The 18,489-nt window shown below is 56.8% G+C and carries 4 protein-coding genes; all 4 read left to right on the forward strand.

Features of this window, described 5'->3' with window-relative positions:
- The first annotated feature begins 65 nt into the window (after positions 1 to 65).
- The 4 genes from QWY82_RS10865 to QWY82_RS10880 all read left to right on the forward strand — a co-directional run bounded on the left by QWY82_RS10865 (position 66) and on the right by QWY82_RS10880 (position 18,437).
- Positions 66 to 16,883, forward strand: a complete 16,818-nt coding sequence (locus QWY82_RS10865) for an Ig-like domain-containing protein (RefSeq protein WP_290262194.1) — start codon at positions 66 to 68, stop codon at positions 16,881 to 16,883.
- Positions 16,870 to 17,766: a M23 family metallopeptidase gene (locus tag QWY82_RS10870; protein ID WP_290262197.1), complete on the forward strand. Its 897-nt coding sequence runs from the start codon at positions 16,870 to 16,872 to the stop codon at positions 17,764 to 17,766. Before QWY82_RS10865 ends, QWY82_RS10870 begins: the two co-directional genes overlap by 14 nt.
- Positions 17,767 to 17,861: 95 nt before the next feature.
- Entirely contained in the window at positions 17,862 to 18,056 is a 195-nt protein-coding gene (locus QWY82_RS10875) for a Trm112 family protein (protein WP_290262199.1), read from the forward strand.
- A gap of 30 nt (positions 18,057 to 18,086) precedes the next feature.
- A complete protein-coding gene (locus QWY82_RS10880; RefSeq protein ID WP_290262201.1) occupies positions 18,087 to 18,437 on the forward strand; it encodes a histidine triad nucleotide-binding protein in 351 nt (116 codons plus the stop codon).
- The last annotated feature ends 52 nt before the right edge of the window (positions 18,438 to 18,489 follow it).

An 18,489-nucleotide genomic window follows, 5' to 3' on the forward strand; every position in this document is an offset into this window, starting at 1 on the left:
CCCTGCCGGCCTAGCGCCGGCGTACTAGGGGCGAGGCCCCTTTGATTTAGTATTTCGAGGTAAGCATGGCTAATTCTTTCGCAGCAAACGTAACGTCCGCACAAGTCCTTGCCGTACAGGGGCAGGCTTGGGTTACCGATGCCAATGGCAATAAGACGCCGTTGACTGCCAATGATCAAATCCGGCTTAACGACTTACTAAATACAGATGCACAAGCTGTGTTGGTGTTGGCTATCGGGCGCGATGCGGTGGTGACACTTGGGCAGTCGGAAAAGCTGCGTTTTGACAAGGCGTTTCTCGCCCAGCTCGATAGCAAAGAGGTTGACGGCGGCTTTCAGGAGGCGGTGAATTTCGACGCCATTGAACAAGCCATTGCCGAAGGGCGCTCGCTAGACGACGTTTTACCCGCGGCGGCAGCCGGTGAGACTGGCAGCGGCAACGCTAGCGCCGGCACCTCTGGTGTTCGAATCGATTTAACGGCGGAGCGGGTAACCCCCGAAAGTGGTTTCGAAACGAGCACGGGTGCTGACGGCAATCGGCGCTTCGACGAGATCGGTGGCCGCGACAGCGATGGTTTGTTTGCCCCAGCGCCAACACCCATCCTTTCGATTGATGCGCTGGCTATCGACGATGTCTTGAATGCCCAAGAGCAAGCCCAGCCACTGGTGATCACAGGGCAGGCGGAGAATGTGCCGAACGGCTCTATCAATGTGATTTTTAACGGTGCTGTGTACACGGCAACGGTGGTCGACGGTGTTTGGTCGGCGACGGTACCAAGTGCCGACTTGTTGGCTGCCGCTGATGGCCAGTACACGGTGAGTGTGACGGCCGGTACGGCGAGTGCCAGCAGAGATTTTAGTATCGATTCAGAAATTAACGGCGCCATCGGCTTTTCATCGCCGGTAACGGCTGATAATTTCTTAACCTTGGCCGAGGCTACCGGCAGTATTCCCATTACCGGTGCCGTGTCTGGTGATTTCAGCGCTGGAGACTCGGTTACCCTTACTGTTAACGGTGTCGACTACCTTGCAGCTGTCGCCGCGGATGGCAGCTTTAGTGTCGATATTGCCGGCACGGATTTACAAGCCGATAGCGATCTCTCAATTCTTGCCAGTTTTACCGCCACCGATGCTGCTGGCAATAGCCTGCTCGTGACCAACCAACTGAGTTATCAGGCCGAGCCGCTAAACCAGCCAGGTAGCCTCGTTATCACGGGTTCGGTGCAAGAAGATCAAGTGTTGACAGCGGTGCTCACCGATCCAGATGGCCTTAGCCCTGCGGTGAGCTACCAGTGGTTCTCTAATGGCGTAGCAATCGATGGCGCGACGCTATCAACCTATCAATTGGGCGATGCCCAGGTTGGCACAGTTATCACCGTACGGGCTGTTTATACAGACGCCTTAGGCGAAACCTCTACGCTGACCTCCGCCGCCACGGCGCCGGTTGCCAATGTTAACGATGCGCCGACAATTGAGTCGGCGACGGGTAGCACGCAAGTTGAAAATGAAGCTGTTGCTGGCGACATTGTTGCAACTTTCGTGGCGAATGATCTGGATGGGGATAATATCTCCTTCAGTATTACGAGTGGAAATGAGAATGATTATTTCGCGATAGATACGTCAACGGGCGTCGTAACCCTCACCTTAGCCGGTCAACATGCGATCGATAATTTGGGGTTAGGCGATCAAAGTATTGGCGTGACAGCAAGCGATGGCGTGAGCAGTTCGGCTGAGGCATTTGCTACTGTCGCTATCAATCAGGTGAACGACACCTCGAGCCTGAGCCTGACCGATGGCAGCGCCACCGAAGACAGCACCGCCGCCGGTGCGGTCATGGGCGTGATCAGCCTGAGCGACGAAGAAGGCAACGCCACGGTGGACTTCACCGCGGGCAGCAACGACAACAACTACTACGAAATCGTCGGCAACGAAGTGCGCCTAACCGCCGCCGGTGAAGCCTACCTGGATGCGGGCAACAGCCTGCCCAACGTCAGCTTAACCACCAACGACGGCGTGACGGTGAGCAACACCGTGAGCACCACCTTGGTGAACGACACCTCGAGCCTGAGCCTGACCGACGGCAGCGCCACCGAAGACAGCACCGCCGCCGGTGCGGTCATGGGCGTGATCAGCCTGAGCGACGAAGAAGGCAATGCCACGGTGGACTTCACCGCGGGCAGCAACGACAACAACTATTACGAAATCGTCGGCAACGAAGTGCGCCTAACCGCCGCCGGTGAAGCCTACCTGGATGCGGGCAACAGCCTGCCCAACGTCAGCTTAACCACCAACGACGGCGTGACGGTGAGCAACACCGTGAGCACCACCTTGGTGAACGACACCTCGAGCCTGAGCCTGACCGATGGCAGCGCCACCGAAGACAGCACCGCCGCCGGTGCGGTCATGGGCGTGATCAGCCTGAGCGACGAAGAAGGCAATGCCACGGTGGACTTCACCGCGGGCAGCAACGACAACAACTATTACGAAATCGTCGGCAACGAAGTGCGCCTAACCGCCGCCGGTGAAGCCTACCTGGATGCGGGCAACAGCCTGCCCAACGTCAGCTTAACCACCAACGACGGCGTGACGGTGAGCAACACCGTGAGCACCACCTTGGTGAACGACACCTCGAGCCTGAGCCTGACCGACGGCAGCGCCACCGAAGACAGCACCGCCGCCGGTGCGGTCATGGGCGTGATCAGCCTGAGCGACGAAGAAGGCAATGCCACGGTGGACTTCACCGCGGGCAGCAACGACAACAACTATTACGAAATCGTCGGCAACGAAGTGCGCCTAACCGCCGCCGGTGAAGCCTACCTGGATGCGGGCAACAGCCTGCCCAACGTCAGCTTAACCACCAACGACGGCGTGACGGTGAGCAACACCGTGAGCACCACCTTGGTGAACGACACCTCGAGCCTGAGCCTGACCGATGGCAGCGCCACCGAAGACAGCACCGCCGCCGGTGCGGTCATGGGCGTGATCAGCCTGAGCGACGAAGAAGGCAATGCCACGGTGGACTTCACCGCGGGCAGCAACGACAACAACTATTACGAAATCGTCGGCAACGAAGTGCGCCTAACCGCCGCCGGTGAAGCCTACCTGGATGCGGGCAACAGCCTGCCCAACGTCAGCTTAACCACCAACGACGGCGTGACGGTGAGCAACACCGTGAGCACCACCTTGGTGAACGACACCTCGAGCCTGAGCCTGACCGACGGCAGCGCCACCGAAGACAGCACCGCCGCCGGTGCGGTCATGGGCGTGATCAGCCTGAGCGACGAAGAAGGCAATGCCACGGTGGACTTCACCGCGGGCAGCAACGACAACAACTATTACGAAATCGTCGGCAACGAAGTGCGCCTAACCGCCGCCGGTGAAGCCTACCTGGATGCGGGCAACAGCCTGCCCAACGTCAGCTTAACCACCAACGACGGCGTGACGGTGAGCAACACCGTGAGCACCACCTTGGTGAACGACACCTCGAGCCTGAGCCTGACCGACGGCAGCGCCACCGAAGACAGCACCGCCGCCGGTGCGGTCATGGGCGTGATCAGCCTGAGCGACGAAGAAGGCAACGCCACGGTGGACTTCACCGCGGGCAGCAACGACAACAACTATTACGAAATCGTCGGCAACGAAGTGCGCCTAACCGCCGCCGGTGAAGCCTACCTGGATGCGGGCAACAGCCTGCCCAACGTCAGCTTAACCACCAACGACGGCGTGACGGTGAGCAACACCGTGAGCACCACCTTGGTGAACGACACCTCGAGCCTGAGCCTGACCGATGGCAGCGCCACCGAAGACAGCACCGCCGCCGGTGCGGTCATGGGCGTGATCAGCCTGAGCGACGAAGAAGGCAATGCCACGGTGGACTTCACCGCGGGCAGCAACGACAACAACTATTACGAAATCGTCGGCAACGAAGTGCGCCTAACCGCCGCCGGTGAAGCCTACCTGGATGCGGGCAACAGCCTGCCCAACGTCAGCTTAACCACCAACGACGGCGTGACGGTGAGCAACACCGTGAGCACCACCTTGGTGAACGACACCTCGAGCCTGAGCCTGACCGATGGCAGCGCCACCGAAGACAGCACCGCCGCCGGTGCGGTCATGGGCGTGATCAGCCTGAGCGACGAAGAAGGCAATGCCACGGTGGACTTCACCGCGGGCAGCAACGACAACAACTACTACGAAATCGTCGGCAACGAAGTGCGCCTAACCGCCGCCGGTGAAGCCTACCTGGATGCGGGCAACAGCCTGCCCAACGTCAGCTTAACCACCAACGACGGCGTGACGGTGAGCAACACCGTGAGCACCACCTTGGTGAACGACACCTCGAGCCTGAGCCTGACCGACGGCAGCGCCACCGAAGACAGCACCGCCGCCGGTGCGGTCATGGGCGTGATCAGCCTGAGCGACGAAGAAGGCAATGCCACGGTGGACTTCACCGCGGGCAGCAACGACAACAACTATTACGAAATCGTCGGCAACGAAGTGCGCCTAACCGCCGCCGGTGAAGCCTACCTGGATGCGGGCAACAGCCTGCCCAACGTCAGCTTAACCACCAACGACGGCGTGACGGTGAGCAACACCGTGAGCACCACCTTGGTGAACGACACCTCGAGCCTGAGCCTGACCGATGGCAGCGCCACCGAAGACAGCACCGCCGCCGGTGCGGTCATGGGCGTGATCAGCCTGAGCGACGAAGAAGGCAATGCCACGGTGGACTTCACCGCGGGCAGCAACGACAACAACTATTACGAAATCGTCGGCAACGAAGTGCGCCTAACCGCCGCCGGTGAAGCCTACCTGGATGCGGGCAACAGCCTGCCCAACGTCAGCTTAACCACCAACGACGGCGTGACGGTGAGCAACACCGTGAGCACCACCTTGGTGAACGACACCTCGAGCCTGAGCCTGACCGATGGCAGCGCCACCGAAGACAGCACCGCCGCCGGTGCGGTCATGGGCGTGATCAGCCTGAGCGACGAAGAAGGCAACGCCACGGTGGACTTCACCGCGGGCAGCAACGACAACAACTATTACGAAATCGTCGGCAACGAAGTGCGCCTAACCGCCGCCGGTGAAGCCTACCTGGATGCGGGCAACAGCCTGCCCAACGTCAGCTTAACCACCAACGACGGCGTGACGGTGAGCAACACCGTGAGCACCACCTTGGTGAACGACACCTCGAGCCTGAGCCTGACCGATGGCAGCGCCACCGAAGACAGCACCGCCGCCGGTGCGGTCATGGGCGTGATCAGCCTGAGCGACGAAGAAGGCAATGCCACGGTGGACTTCACCGCGGGCAGCAACGACAACAACTACTACGAAATCGTCGGCAACGAAGTGCGCCTAACCGCCGCCGGTGAAGCCTACCTGGATGCGGGCAACAGCCTGCCCAACGTCAGCTTAACCACCAACGACGGCGTGACGGTGAGCAACACCGTGAGCACCACCTTGGTGAACGACACCTCGAGCCTGAGCCTGACCGATGGCAGCGCCACCGAAGACAGCACCGCCGCCGGTGCGGTCATGGGCGTGATCAGCCTGAGCGACGAAGAAGGCAATGCCACGGTGGACTTCACCGCGGGCAGCAACGACAACAACTACTACGAAATCGTCGGCAACGAAGTGCGCCTAACCGCCGCCGGTGAAGCCTACCTGGATGCGGGCAACAGCCTGCCCAACGTCAGCTTAACCACCAACGACGGCGTGACGGTGAGCAACACCGTGAGCACCACCTTGGTGAACGACACCTCGAGCCTGAGCCTGACCGATGGCAGCGCCACCGAAGACAGCACCGCCGCCGGTGCGGTCATGGGCGTGATCAGCCTGAGCGACGAAGAAGGCAATGCCACGGTGGACTTCACCGCGGGCAGCAACGACAACAACTATTACGAAATCGTCGGCAACGAAGTGCGCCTAACCGCCGCCGGTGAAGCCTACCTGGATGCGGGCAACAGCCTGCCCAACGTCAGCTTAACCACCAACGACGGCGTGACGGTGAGCAACACCGTGAGCACCACCTTGGTGAACGACACCTCGAGCCTGAGCCTGACCGATGGCAGCGCCACCGAAGACAGCACCGCCGCCGGTGCGGTCATGGGCGTGATCAGCCTGAGCGACGAAGAAGGCAATGCCACGGTGGACTTCACCGCGGGCAGCAACGACAACAACTATTACGAAATCGTCGGCAACGAAGTGCGCCTAACCGCCGCCGGTGAAGCCTACCTGGATGCGGGCAACAGCCTGCCCAACGTCAGCTTAACCACCAACGACGGCGTGACGGTGAGCAACACCGTGAGCACCACCTTGGTGAACGACACCTCGAGCCTGAGCCTGACCGACGGCAGCGCCACCGAAGACAGCACCGCCGCCGGTGCGGTCATGGGCGTGATCAGCCTGAGCGACGAAGAAGGCAATGCCACGGTGGACTTCACCGCGGGCAGCAACGACAACAACTATTACGAAATCGTCGGCAACGAAGTGCGCCTAACCGCCGCCGGTGAAGCCTACCTGGATGCGGGCAACAGCCTGCCCAACGTCAGCTTAACCACCAACGACGGCGTGACGGTGAGCAACACCGTGAGCACCACCTTGGTGAACGACACCTCGAGCCTGAGCCTGACCGATGGCAGCGCCACCGAAGACAGCACCGCCGCCGGTGCGGTCATGGGCGTGATCAGCCTGAGCGACGAAGAAGGCAATGCCACGGTGGACTTCACCGCGGGCAGCAACGACAACAACTATTACGAAATCGTCGGCAACGAAGTGCGCCTAACCGCCGCCGGTGAAGCCTACCTGGATGCGGGCAACAGCCTGCCCAACGTCAGCTTAACCACCAACGACGGCGTGACGGTGAGCAACACCGTGAGCACCACCTTGGTGAACGACACCTCGAGCCTGAGCCTGACCGATGGCAGCGCCACCGAAGACAGCACCGCCGCCGGTGCGGTCATGGGCGTGATCAGCCTGAGCGACGAAGAAGGCAATGCCACGGTGGACTTCACCGCGGGCAGCAACGACAACAACTATTACGAAATCGTCGGCAACGAAGTGCGCCTAACCGCCGCCGGTGAAGCCTACCTGGATGCGGGCAACAGCCTGCCCAACGTCAGCTTAACCACCAACGACGGCGTGACGGTGAGCAACACCGTGAGCACCACCTTGGTGAACGACACCTCGAGCCTGAGCCTGACCGATGGCAGCGCCACCGAAGACAGCACCGCCGCCGGTGCGGTCATGGGCGTGATCAGCCTGAGCGACGAAGAAGGCAATGCCACGGTGGACTTCACCGCGGGCAGCAACGACAACAACTATTACGAAATCGTCGGCAACGAAGTGCGCCTAACCGCCGCCGGTGAAGCCTATTTGGATGCGGGCAACAGCCTGCCCAACGTCAGCTTAACCACCAACGACGGCGTGACGGTGAGCAACACCGTGAGCACCACCTTGGTGAACGACACCTCGAGCCTGAGCCTGACCGATGGCAGCGCCACCGAAGACAGCACCGCCGCCGGTGCGGTCATGGGCGTGATCAGCCTGAGCGACGAAGAAGGCAATGCCACGGTGGACTTCACCGCGGGCAGCAACGACAACAACTATTACGAAATCGTCGGCAACGAAGTGCGCCTAACCGCCGCCGGTGAAGCCTACCTGGATGCGGGCAACAGCCTGCCCAACGTCAGCTTAACCACCAACGACGGCGTGACGGTGAGCAACACCGTGAGCACCACCTTGGTGAACGACACCTCGAGCCTGAGCCTGACCGACGGCAGCGCCACCGAAGACAGCACCGCCGCCGGTGCGGTCATGGGCGTGATCAGCCTGAGCGACGAAGAAGGCAATGCCACGGTGGACTTCACCGCGGGCAGCAACGACAACAACTATTACGAAATCGTCGGCAACGAAGTGCGCCTAACCGCCGCCGGTGAAGCCTACCTGGATGCGGGCAACAGCCTGCCCAACGTCAGCTTAACCACCAACGACGGCGTGACGGTGAGCAACACCGTGAGCACCACCTTGGTGAACGACACCTCGAGCCTGAGCCTGACCGATGGCAGCGCCACCGAAGACAGCACCGCCGCCGGTGCGGTCATGGGCGTGATCAGCCTGAGCGACGAAGAAGGCAATGCCACGGTGGACTTCACCGCGGGCAGCAACGACAACAACTATTACGAAATCGTCGGCAACGAAGTGCGCCTAACCGCCGCCGGTGAAGCCTACCTGGATGCGGGCAACAGCCTGCCCAACGTCAGCTTAACCACCAACGACGGCGTGACGGTGAGCAACACCGTGAGCACCACCTTGGTGAACGACACCTCGAGCCTGAGCCTGACCGATGGCAGCGCCACCGAAGACAGCACCGCCGCCGGTGCGGTCATGGGCGTGATCAGCCTGAGCGACGAAGAAGGCAATGCCACGGTGGACTTCACCGCGGGCAGCAACGACAACAACTATTACGAAATCGTCGGCAACGAAGTGCGCCTAACCGCCGCCGGTGAAGCCTACCTGGATGCGGGCAACAGCCTGCCCAACGTCAGCTTAACCACCAACGACGGCGTGACGGTGAGCAACACCGTGAGCACCACCTTGGTGAACGACACCTCGAGCCTGAGCCTGACCGATGGCAGCGCCACCGAAGACAGCACCGCCGCCGGTGCGGTCATGGGCGTGATCAGCCTGAGCGACGAAGAAGGCAATGCCACGGTGGACTTCACCGCGGGCAGCAACGACAACAACTATTACGAAATCGTCGGCAACGAAGTGCGCCTAACCGCCGCCGGTGAAGCCTACCTGGATGCGGGCAACAGCCTGCCCAACGTCAGCTTAACCACCAACGACGGCGTGACGGTGAGCAACACCGTGAGCACCACCTTGGTGAACGACACCTCGAGCCTGAGCCTGACCGACGGCAGCGCCACCGAAGACAGCACCGCCGCCGGTGCGGTCATGGGCGTGATCAGCCTGAGCGACGAAGAAGGCAATGCCACGGTGGACTTCACCGCGGGCAGCAACGACAACAACTATTACGAAATCGTCGGCAACGAAGTGCGCCTAACCGCCGCCGGTGAAGCCTACCTGGATGCGGGCAACAGCCTGCCCAACGTCAGCTTAACCACCAACGACGGCGTGACGGTGAGCAACACCGTGAGCACCACCTTGGTGAACGACACCTCGAGCCTGAGCCTGACCGATGGCAGCGCCACCGAAGACAGCACCGCCGCCGGTGCGGTCATGGGCGTGATCAGCCTGAGCGACGAAGAAGGCAATGCCACGGTGGACTTCACCGCGGGCAGCAACGACAACAACTATTACGAAATCGTCGGCAACGAAGTGCGCCTAACCGCCGCCGGTGAAGCCTATTTGGATGCGGGCAACAGCCTGCCCAACGTCAGCTTAACCACCAACGACGGCGTGACGGTGAGCAACACCGTGAGCACCACCTTGGTGAACGACACCTCGAGCCTGAGCCTGACCGATGGCAGCGCCACCGAAGACAGCACCGCCGCCGGTGCGGTCATGGGCGTGATCAGCCTGAGCGACGAAGAAGGCAATGCCACGGTGGACTTCACCGCGGGCAGCAACGACAACAACTATTACGAAATCGTCGGCAACGAAGTGCGCCTAACCGCCGCCGGTGAAGCCTACCTGGATGCGGGCAACAGCCTGCCCAACGTCAGCTTAACCACCAACGACGGCGTGACGGTGAGCAACACCGTGAGCACCACCTTGGTGAACGACACCTCGAGCCTGAGCCTGACCGACGGCAGCGCCACCGAAGACAGCACCGCCGCCGGTGCGGTCATGGGCGTGATCAGCCTGAGCGACGAAGAAGGCAATGCCACGGTGGACTTCACCGCGGGCAGCAACGACAACAACTATTACGAAATCGTCGGCAACGAAGTGCGCCTAACCGCCGCCGGTGAAGCCTACCTGGATGCGGGCAACAGCCTGCCCAACGTCAGCTTAACCACCAACGACGGCGTGACGGTGAGCAACACCGTGAGCACCACCTTGGTGAACGACACCTCGAGCCTGAGCCTGACCGATGGCAGCGCCACCGAAGACAGCACCGCCGCCGGTGCGGTCATGGGCGTGATCAGCCTGAGCGACGAAGAAGGCAATGCCACGGTGGACTTCACCGCGGGCAGCAACGACAACAACTATTACGAAATCGTCGGCAACGAAGTGCGCCTAACCGCCGCCGGTGAAGCCTACCTGGATGCGGGCAACAGCCTGCCCAACGTCAGCTTAACCACCAACGACGGCGTGACGGTGAGCAACACCGTGAGCACCACCTTGGTGAACGACACCTCGAGCCTGAGCCTGACCGACGGCAGCGCCACCGAAGACAGCACCGCCGCCGGTGCGGTCATGGGCGTGATCAGCCTGAGCGACGAAGAAGGCAATGCCACGGTGGACTTCACCGCGGGCAGCAACGACAACAACTATTACGAAATCGTCGGCAACGAAGTGCGCCTAACCGCCGCCGGTGAAGCCTACCTGGATGCGGGCAACAGCCTGCCCAACGTCAGCTTAACCACCAACGACGGCGTGACGGTGAGCAACACCGTGAGCACCACCTTGGTGAACGACACCTCGAGCCTGAGCCTGACCGATGGCAGCGCCACCGAAGACAGCACCGCCGCCGGTGCGGTCATGGGCGTGATCAGCCTGAGCGACGAAGAAGGCAATGCCACGGTGGACTTCACCGCGGGCAGCAACGACAACAACTATTACGAAATCGTCGGCAACGAAGTGCGCCTAACCGCCGCCGGTGAAGCCTATTTGGATGCGGGCAACAGCCTGCCCAACGTCAGCTTAACCACCAACGACGGCGTGACGGTGAGCAACACCGTGAGCACCACCTTGGTGAACGACACCTCGAGCCTGAGCCTGACCGATGGCAGCGCCACCGAAGACAGCACCGCCGCCGGTGCGGTCATGGGCGTGATCAGCCTGAGCGACGAAGAAGGCAATGCCACGGTGGACTTCACCGCGGGCAGCAACGACAACAACTACTACGAAATCGTCGGCAACGAAGTGCGCCTAACCGCCGCCGGTGAAGCCTACCTGGATGCGGGCAACAGCCTGCCCAACGTCAGCTTAACCACCAACGACGGCGTGACGGTGAGCAACACCGTGAGCACCACCTTGGTGAACGACACCTCGAGCCTGAGCCTGACCGATGGCAGCGCCACCGAAGACAGCACCGCCGCCGGTGCGGTCATGGGCGTGATCAGCCTGAGCGACGAAGAAGGCAACGCCACGGTGGACTTCACCGCGGGCAGCAACGACAACAACTACTACGAAATCGTCGGCAACGAAGTGCGCCTAACCGCCGCCGGTGAAGCCTATTTGGATGCGGGCAACAGCCTGCCCAACGTCAGCTTAACCACCAACGACGGCGTGACGGTGAGCAACACCGTGAGCACCACCTTGGTGAACGATGCACCTTTACTTGATCTGGATGGCAACAATTCTAGCGGCGTATCAGGCTTTAATTATCAAACCTCCTTCACTGAAGGTGGTGCGCCGGTTCGAATTGCCGACGTTGATGTGCAAATTTCCGATGTCGATAGTGCGCTGATTACAAGTGCTAGGGTTCAGATTACTAATGTTGAAGCCGGTGATTTCCTCACAGTAGGTAATTTACCCAGCGGCATTGTGGCTAGTGCCTATAACCCGACCACGGGCTTGCTAACCTTGACTGGCAGTGCGTCCTTGTCGGAATACCAGAGCGCAATCCGCGCGGTTCAATTTACTAACGATGGCTCTGCATCTGGTGCAGCAAAGGATATTGCGGTGTCAGTCAGCGATGGCACCGATTGGAGCAATGTTGCTCATACAACTATCAATATGGTGTTAGTGCCGACGGTGTCGATTTCCGATATGTCGGTGCAAGAACCTCAATCTGGTACCACAACACTCACTTTTACTATAAACATTGATACGCCACCCGCGTCTAACTTGACCTTTACCTATCAAACTGTGAATGGCAGCGCGCAGGGTGGGGCAGACTACCAGCAGATTGGCCCATTAACCGGCACTATTTTGGCCGGTCAAACTAGCGCGACAATCTCTATCACTATTAACAGCGATAGCAATGTTTATGAAGGCGATGAGAATTTCTATCTCAATGTTACAGGCTTCAATCAAACCGTAAATTACGCACCTGGCTCCCATTTGATTACAAATGGTGTGCAAGCGGTTGGCACCATTGGTGCCAATAACGGTGCGCCCGTGGCCGAAGACGATCTTTACCTGACCGGTCAAGACGAAGTGCTCGTAACAGGCAATGTGCTAGCAAACGATACCTTGGTTGATGGTGCCGTTGTCTCCACCTTTGATAGCCTTTCAAGTTTCGGCGCTACGGTTAGCTATAACGGTGACGGTACCTTTACCTATACGCCCGCGAGTGGCTTTGTTGGCACCGATACGTTTACTTACACCCTAATTGATGACGACGGCGAAATTGATACAGCGACGGTGACCGTGGAGGTGAGCGATGTCACGATTCTGCCACCAACCATTGCTGCGCTAGCCGACGTCACCTACGTTGAGAATGCTATCGGTACCGCTTTATTTGACGGCGTTACTATCACCGATGCCGATAGCAATAATTTGTCGTCTGTAGTCGTAACGATCAATGGCTTTATTAATTCACAAGATGTAATTGATTACTTAACAGCGGGTACCAATGTAACGGCAGTGGTTAGCCAAACGGGTTCAACTTGGCAGCTAACCTTATCTGGTGGTGCCGATATTGGTGAATACATCACCGTATTAGATACGTTGACTTACCAAAATAGTTCTGAGAACCCGTCTGTTTCACTGCGGGAAGTTTCTTTAACCGCTTACGATCAAAACTTTGCCAATATTTACGATAGCGAAAGTTTCCAGCTGCAAGTCACACCAGTTAACGATGCGCCGGAAGTGTTCGATAACAGTAAGTTTGTTATTGAAGGGACGCTCAGTACACCGCTCAATATTCAAGCGCCAACCGATGTTGATTCAGATGATTCCCAGCTGATTATCACGGTATTGACCTTGCCCGATGTAACCACCGGTATTGTTATGATGGCCGACGGTCTTACTCAAGTGACAGTAGGGCAGGTGTTAACACTCGCGCAACTCACCTCGTTGGTATTCGATGCCAGCGGTGTGGAGGCCTCCGACACCTTCACCTATTCGGTATTTGATGGTGAGTTAACCACGATTGGCACCACTTCGTTAAATGTCGGTGCCACTCAGCCAGACTTTAATACGGTTTACGAAAGCGGCTTAGCCACTGGTTCGGGTGTTGAGGGTCAGTCAGCGCAGGCGAGTGGTAACCTCTTCGATAACGACGGCTCCGGCGGCGGTACCTTAACCAGTATTCAGTTTAATGGCACAACCTATTCACCAGCCGGAGGCGTTATTACGGTTACTACGCCCTTGGGTGTATTAACTGTTGACGCCAATACCGGTGATTACACTTATCAGCTTTCAACCAGCAATAGTACTGGCACAGACGTGAGCGAGGTGTTCACCTATAACTTTGTCAATGTCACACCTTTATCCGATGATTTGACCATCACCATCGTCGACGATGTTCCCATCGCGTCGAATGTGGCGCAAACGATTCCAGAGTCTGAAGAAAATATCTTCAACCTCATGTTTTCTTTAGATATCTCCACCAGTATGAACGAAGCAGTAGGTTCTGGTGGCGATACCCGATTGTCTCTGGCGAAAGATTCTTTGGTAAGTCTGGCTGAGGAATATTTTAATCAGTCGACTCAGGTGAGTTTGACCTTGTTGTTGTTTGCCAATGGTGCGCACCGCGTAGGTACTTTTACGGATTTTGAGTCTGCCAAAGCTGCCATTGAGGCTGTAACAGATGTTAGCCAAACGAATTATTCAGATGATTTGACAGGTAGCGGAAACTTGTCAAATGCGACTAGCTATGTTGATGCGCTGAATATGATCCGCAGTGAATTTACGACAGATTTAACCTCGCAAAATCCTGCCGATAATGTCCAAAATATTTCCTACTTTTTGTCCGATGGTGCAGTGACAAGAGATGGTAGCCCCGTAAATATCGGTTATCGCGAGTACGTAAACGAGCACGGTATTAAGTCTTACTCTGTAGGTATAGGCGATGGTTTGCCTTCAAACCTCACTGACTTAAATTACGCCCATAATATTGACGCTTTTGGCAAGGGCAATGGCACTATCGACGACGCACTTATCGTGTCAGATGTAGCGCTTCTGCAGTCCGAGTTGCTAAGCACTGTACCAACGGCCTTTGGCGGCAATATTACCCAAGAAGGCACTATTACCCGTATTGCAATGGGGGCCGATGGTGGTCATGTGGCGTCTATTGAAATATTGCTAGGCGATCCGGCAGTTGCGCACACCATTAGTTATGATGGCGGGGTCTTTACTGTGAGCCCAGCGCTTCCTGTGCCATTGGACATCGATGGTACTAAGGTAACGTTGAATGCCAATGACGGATTCCAATATGGCACCTTCACCATGGATTTTGCCGATGGCGCTTATTTGTTTATCGCACCAAACGGCACCGCCGGCTCGGAGTTTTCGTTTAACTACACCGTGATTGACGGCGACAACGACAGTGCCTCTGCAACCGCACGCTTCTATATCGTTGATGATAAGCCTGATGCGAGAGATGATTTGCATGCAGGTGATCATGGTGAGCAGTTAGAGGGCAACGTCGTAACCGGCATCGGAACAGACGGTGGGCCGGCATTGGGCGCAGGCTTTACACCGTTTGCTATCCAGGGCGGTGGTGTTGATAAGGTTGTTGATAATGCGAAAATCACCACCTTTTCTTACAAAGGTGAAGCGTTCACCCTTGAGTTGGCTGATGTTCAGCAGGTTATAGGGCAGTCCGAAAATATTACGCCCACTACCCAAACAATTATTAATAATAGTAATTTTACAATTTCGGCGACTCGCAATGGTGACCCTGCTAGCTTGGGCTTTGATACCGGTGGAGACGATAGAGGCGTAGGTATACAAGGTGATACCAACGATGAGATAGATACTAGTGAAGTTATGACCATTGCATGGGATTTAACTGATTTACCTTACGGTATCGAAGGACTACAGCTTGAGTTAGTTAATTTTGCAGATACTGATCGAGCGCAAGTTCGTTTGTACGACATTAATGGTACACAGGTGAGCGGAAGCCCCTTTACCCAGTTTGGCACCAATGACCTGCTCGATCTCAGTGCATTTTCTAATGTTGCACGTATAGAGATTTCTTCTCTGTCCGGGAATGGCTTTACGTTGCACAATATTAGCTATGATCCCGTAATGCCCGAGCCGTCTTTGCCTAGTGGTTCAAACGGAGCCGGATTGAGTTGGGAATACGATGTAGATTTTGATTTAGATGGTAATCAAGTGAACCAGGTTACCGTAGCCGATGCTAACGATGGTTCAACCTTTGTTATGCGCAGCAATGGCTATTACAACTACTCGCCAAATCAATCCGTTGATACAACACCTGTAACGGAAAGTTTTATCGACGGCAGCGCAGATCAAGGTGTTGTGGTAACGACTACGGCAAGCGGTAATCCAGCCATTACTTATAATGGTGGTAATGGTATTGGTGTCGACAGCGATGGTGATCGTTACGGCGACAGTGCTGATGGGGGAGAGAATATTATTCTTACCTTTAGCAATACGCTTTACCCTTACGGCGTCGAAGATATCACCCTAAACTTTGGTTGGAATGGTGGCGACGGCTCCGCTATTTTTTACGATGCGGCGAATAATATTATCGCTACAGTGGCATTGGCGGGTGTGGCTACACAATCATTTTCGGGTCTTTCTGGTGTTAGTCGAATTGAAGTGGCGACTGCTGCTAATGGTGATTACAGTATTCAACAAGTTAACTTTACGCCCAGTACATCTGTATCAAGCGCGACTGTTACACCGCCAGTGTTAATTGATTACACCTTAACCGATTCGGATGGTCAGTCTGATACTGCGCAGTTAGCCTTGTATACCATGGACAACATTATTGCCGGCACTAGCGGCAACGATAATATTATTGGTGGCAATCTCAACGATGCCATAACGGGCAATGCCGGTGATGATGTGCTTTCTGGTGGTGCAGGGCACGACAGTATTTCAGGCGGCGCGGGGGTAGATATTGTCAGTGGCGGCCTTGGTAATGATTATCTGTCCGGCGGTGCCGACAACGACGAACTCTACGGCAATGACGGCGATGATCACCTCGCTGGCGATGCCGGTAACGATTTGCTCGATGGCGGTATCGGTGCCGATATCCTATTAGGTGGCGCCGGTGACGACCAATTGTTTGGCGGTGCCGACAACGACCGACTTTACGGCGGCGACGGCAATGATAAATTGTACGGCGGCTCTGGCGATGATTTATTAGTTGGCGAAGCCGGTGATGATTTGCTCAACGGCGGCACGGGTAATGACACACTTTACGGCGGCCAGGATCAAGATACGCTTATCGGTGGTGAGGGTGATGACATTCTGTTTGGCGGCCGCGGCGATGACACCCTAACCGGTGGTAATGGCAGTGATCGTTTCATGTGGGTTGCCGGTAATGCCGGTACCGATACCGTTACCGATTTCAATGCCAGCGAAGGCGATGTGTTGGATCTGTCGGACTTATTGGTCGGCGAAGAGTCTGGCGATTTGCTTGATTACTTGCAGTTTAGTGTGGTTGATGGCGATACATACATCAGTGTTGATGCCAATGCTGGCGCGAGTTTTGAAACCGGTCAGGTCATTATTTTGCAAGGGCTCGACCTCACTGCGGCCGGCACCTTAACTAACCAGCAAATTATTGACGATCTGTTGGCTGGTGGAAATCTACATGTGGATAGCTAAGCTGCTAAAAAATATGCAGGGTGATTCGCCGCGCGCCAAACTGGCGCGGCGCTCTAACTTCAACATTTTTCTAAGCGGCGCTTTGTGCTTGTTGCCAGCCCCAGCGGTTTTTGCGTTAACGGCGGCAGACTTGGCATTGCAGCCGAGTTACAAGCAAGGCTCAGTCGTGCGCGGCAAGGCACCAGCCAATACACAAGTATTTGTTGGCGACAGGGCTTTGCGCTTGAGCGCCGATGGTCAATTTGTCTTTGGTATAGGTCGAGACACCAAAAAAGATCAGCGCTTGACCTTGGTTGATGCCGAGGGCAAGAAATCTATTGTCGATATTGGTGTGCAAGCTCGCAGTTATAATATTCAGCGGGTCGAAGGTGTGCCCGAAAAAACCGTCAATCCACCCGAGCAAGATCTGGCGCGGATTCGCAAAGAATCGAGCCTAGCTTATCAAGCGCGGGATATTGACAGCGCGTTAACGGATTTTACTAGCGCTTTCGTGTGGCCGTTAGTTGGGCCAATTACCGGCGTTTACGGCAGCCAGCGGGTGTATAACGGCACGCCGAAGAATCCCCATTTTGGCGTAGATGTGGCTCGCCCTAAAGGTACACTGGTCACAGCTCCTGCGGGTGGCATTGTGCGTTTGGCCTACGACGATATGTATTTTTCCGGCGGCACCTTGATTGTCGACCACGGCCACGGCCTAACCTCTACCTTTATTCACCTCTCGGCAATCTTAGTGCAAGAAGGCCAGCGGATAGAGCAGGGCGATGCCATTGCCAAAGTGGGAGCCACCGGCCGCGCAACAGGGCCGCACCTAGATTGGCGGATGAATTGGTACGAGCACCGAGTCGACCCGCAAACCCTTGTCGGCCCTATGCCTAAGCAGTAAGCCGCGCCAAACCCTTAAAAAATCCCCTGCGCCCGAGACAGCTTGCCTCGGGCGTTGTACTATATGGCCCTTTTGCACCGGCCTTGGTAGTGGATATGATTGATCAAAAATTGCTCAGTATTCTTGTGTGCCCCGTGAGCAAGGCGCCCTTAGAGTACAACACCGAAAAGCAAGAGCTTATCTGTTGGGCGAGCGGTTTAGCCTACCCCGTGCGCGATGGTATTCCCGTGATGCTGGAGTCCGAAGCGCGTGCGCTCAGCGACGATGAAAAGGCCGATCGCGCTAACTAACCCTGCGCTTCGTTTAAGGATGAGTGAATCATGAGTGGCGAAACCATTTTCAGTAAAATTATTCGCGGTGATATTCCCACCGAGTTTGTCTACGAAGACGAGCAATGTGTGTGCATTGCGGATATTAACCCCCAAGCGCCGGTGCATTTGTTGGTTATTCCGCGCAAACCTATCCCGCGTCTAGTAGACGCGACCCCAGAAGATCGCGAATTATTGGGGCATTTAATGATCAAAGCCGGTGATATTGCCAGAGCGGCTGGCTGCGGTGATGCCTTTCGGTTGATCGTTAATAATGGCGAGCAAGCCGGGCAAACCGTGTTTCATTTGCATTTGCATATATTGGGTAATAAGGCTTACACCGAGGCGGGTTTAGGTTTTTAGTCCCGCCGTCGAATTGAATTGGCGCACCGCGCTCACGTAACAACATTGGAAC

This window comes from Simiduia curdlanivorans (genome assembly GCF_030409605.1).
Lineage (GTDB): Bacteria > Pseudomonadota > Gammaproteobacteria > Pseudomonadales > Cellvibrionaceae > Simiduia > Simiduia curdlanivorans.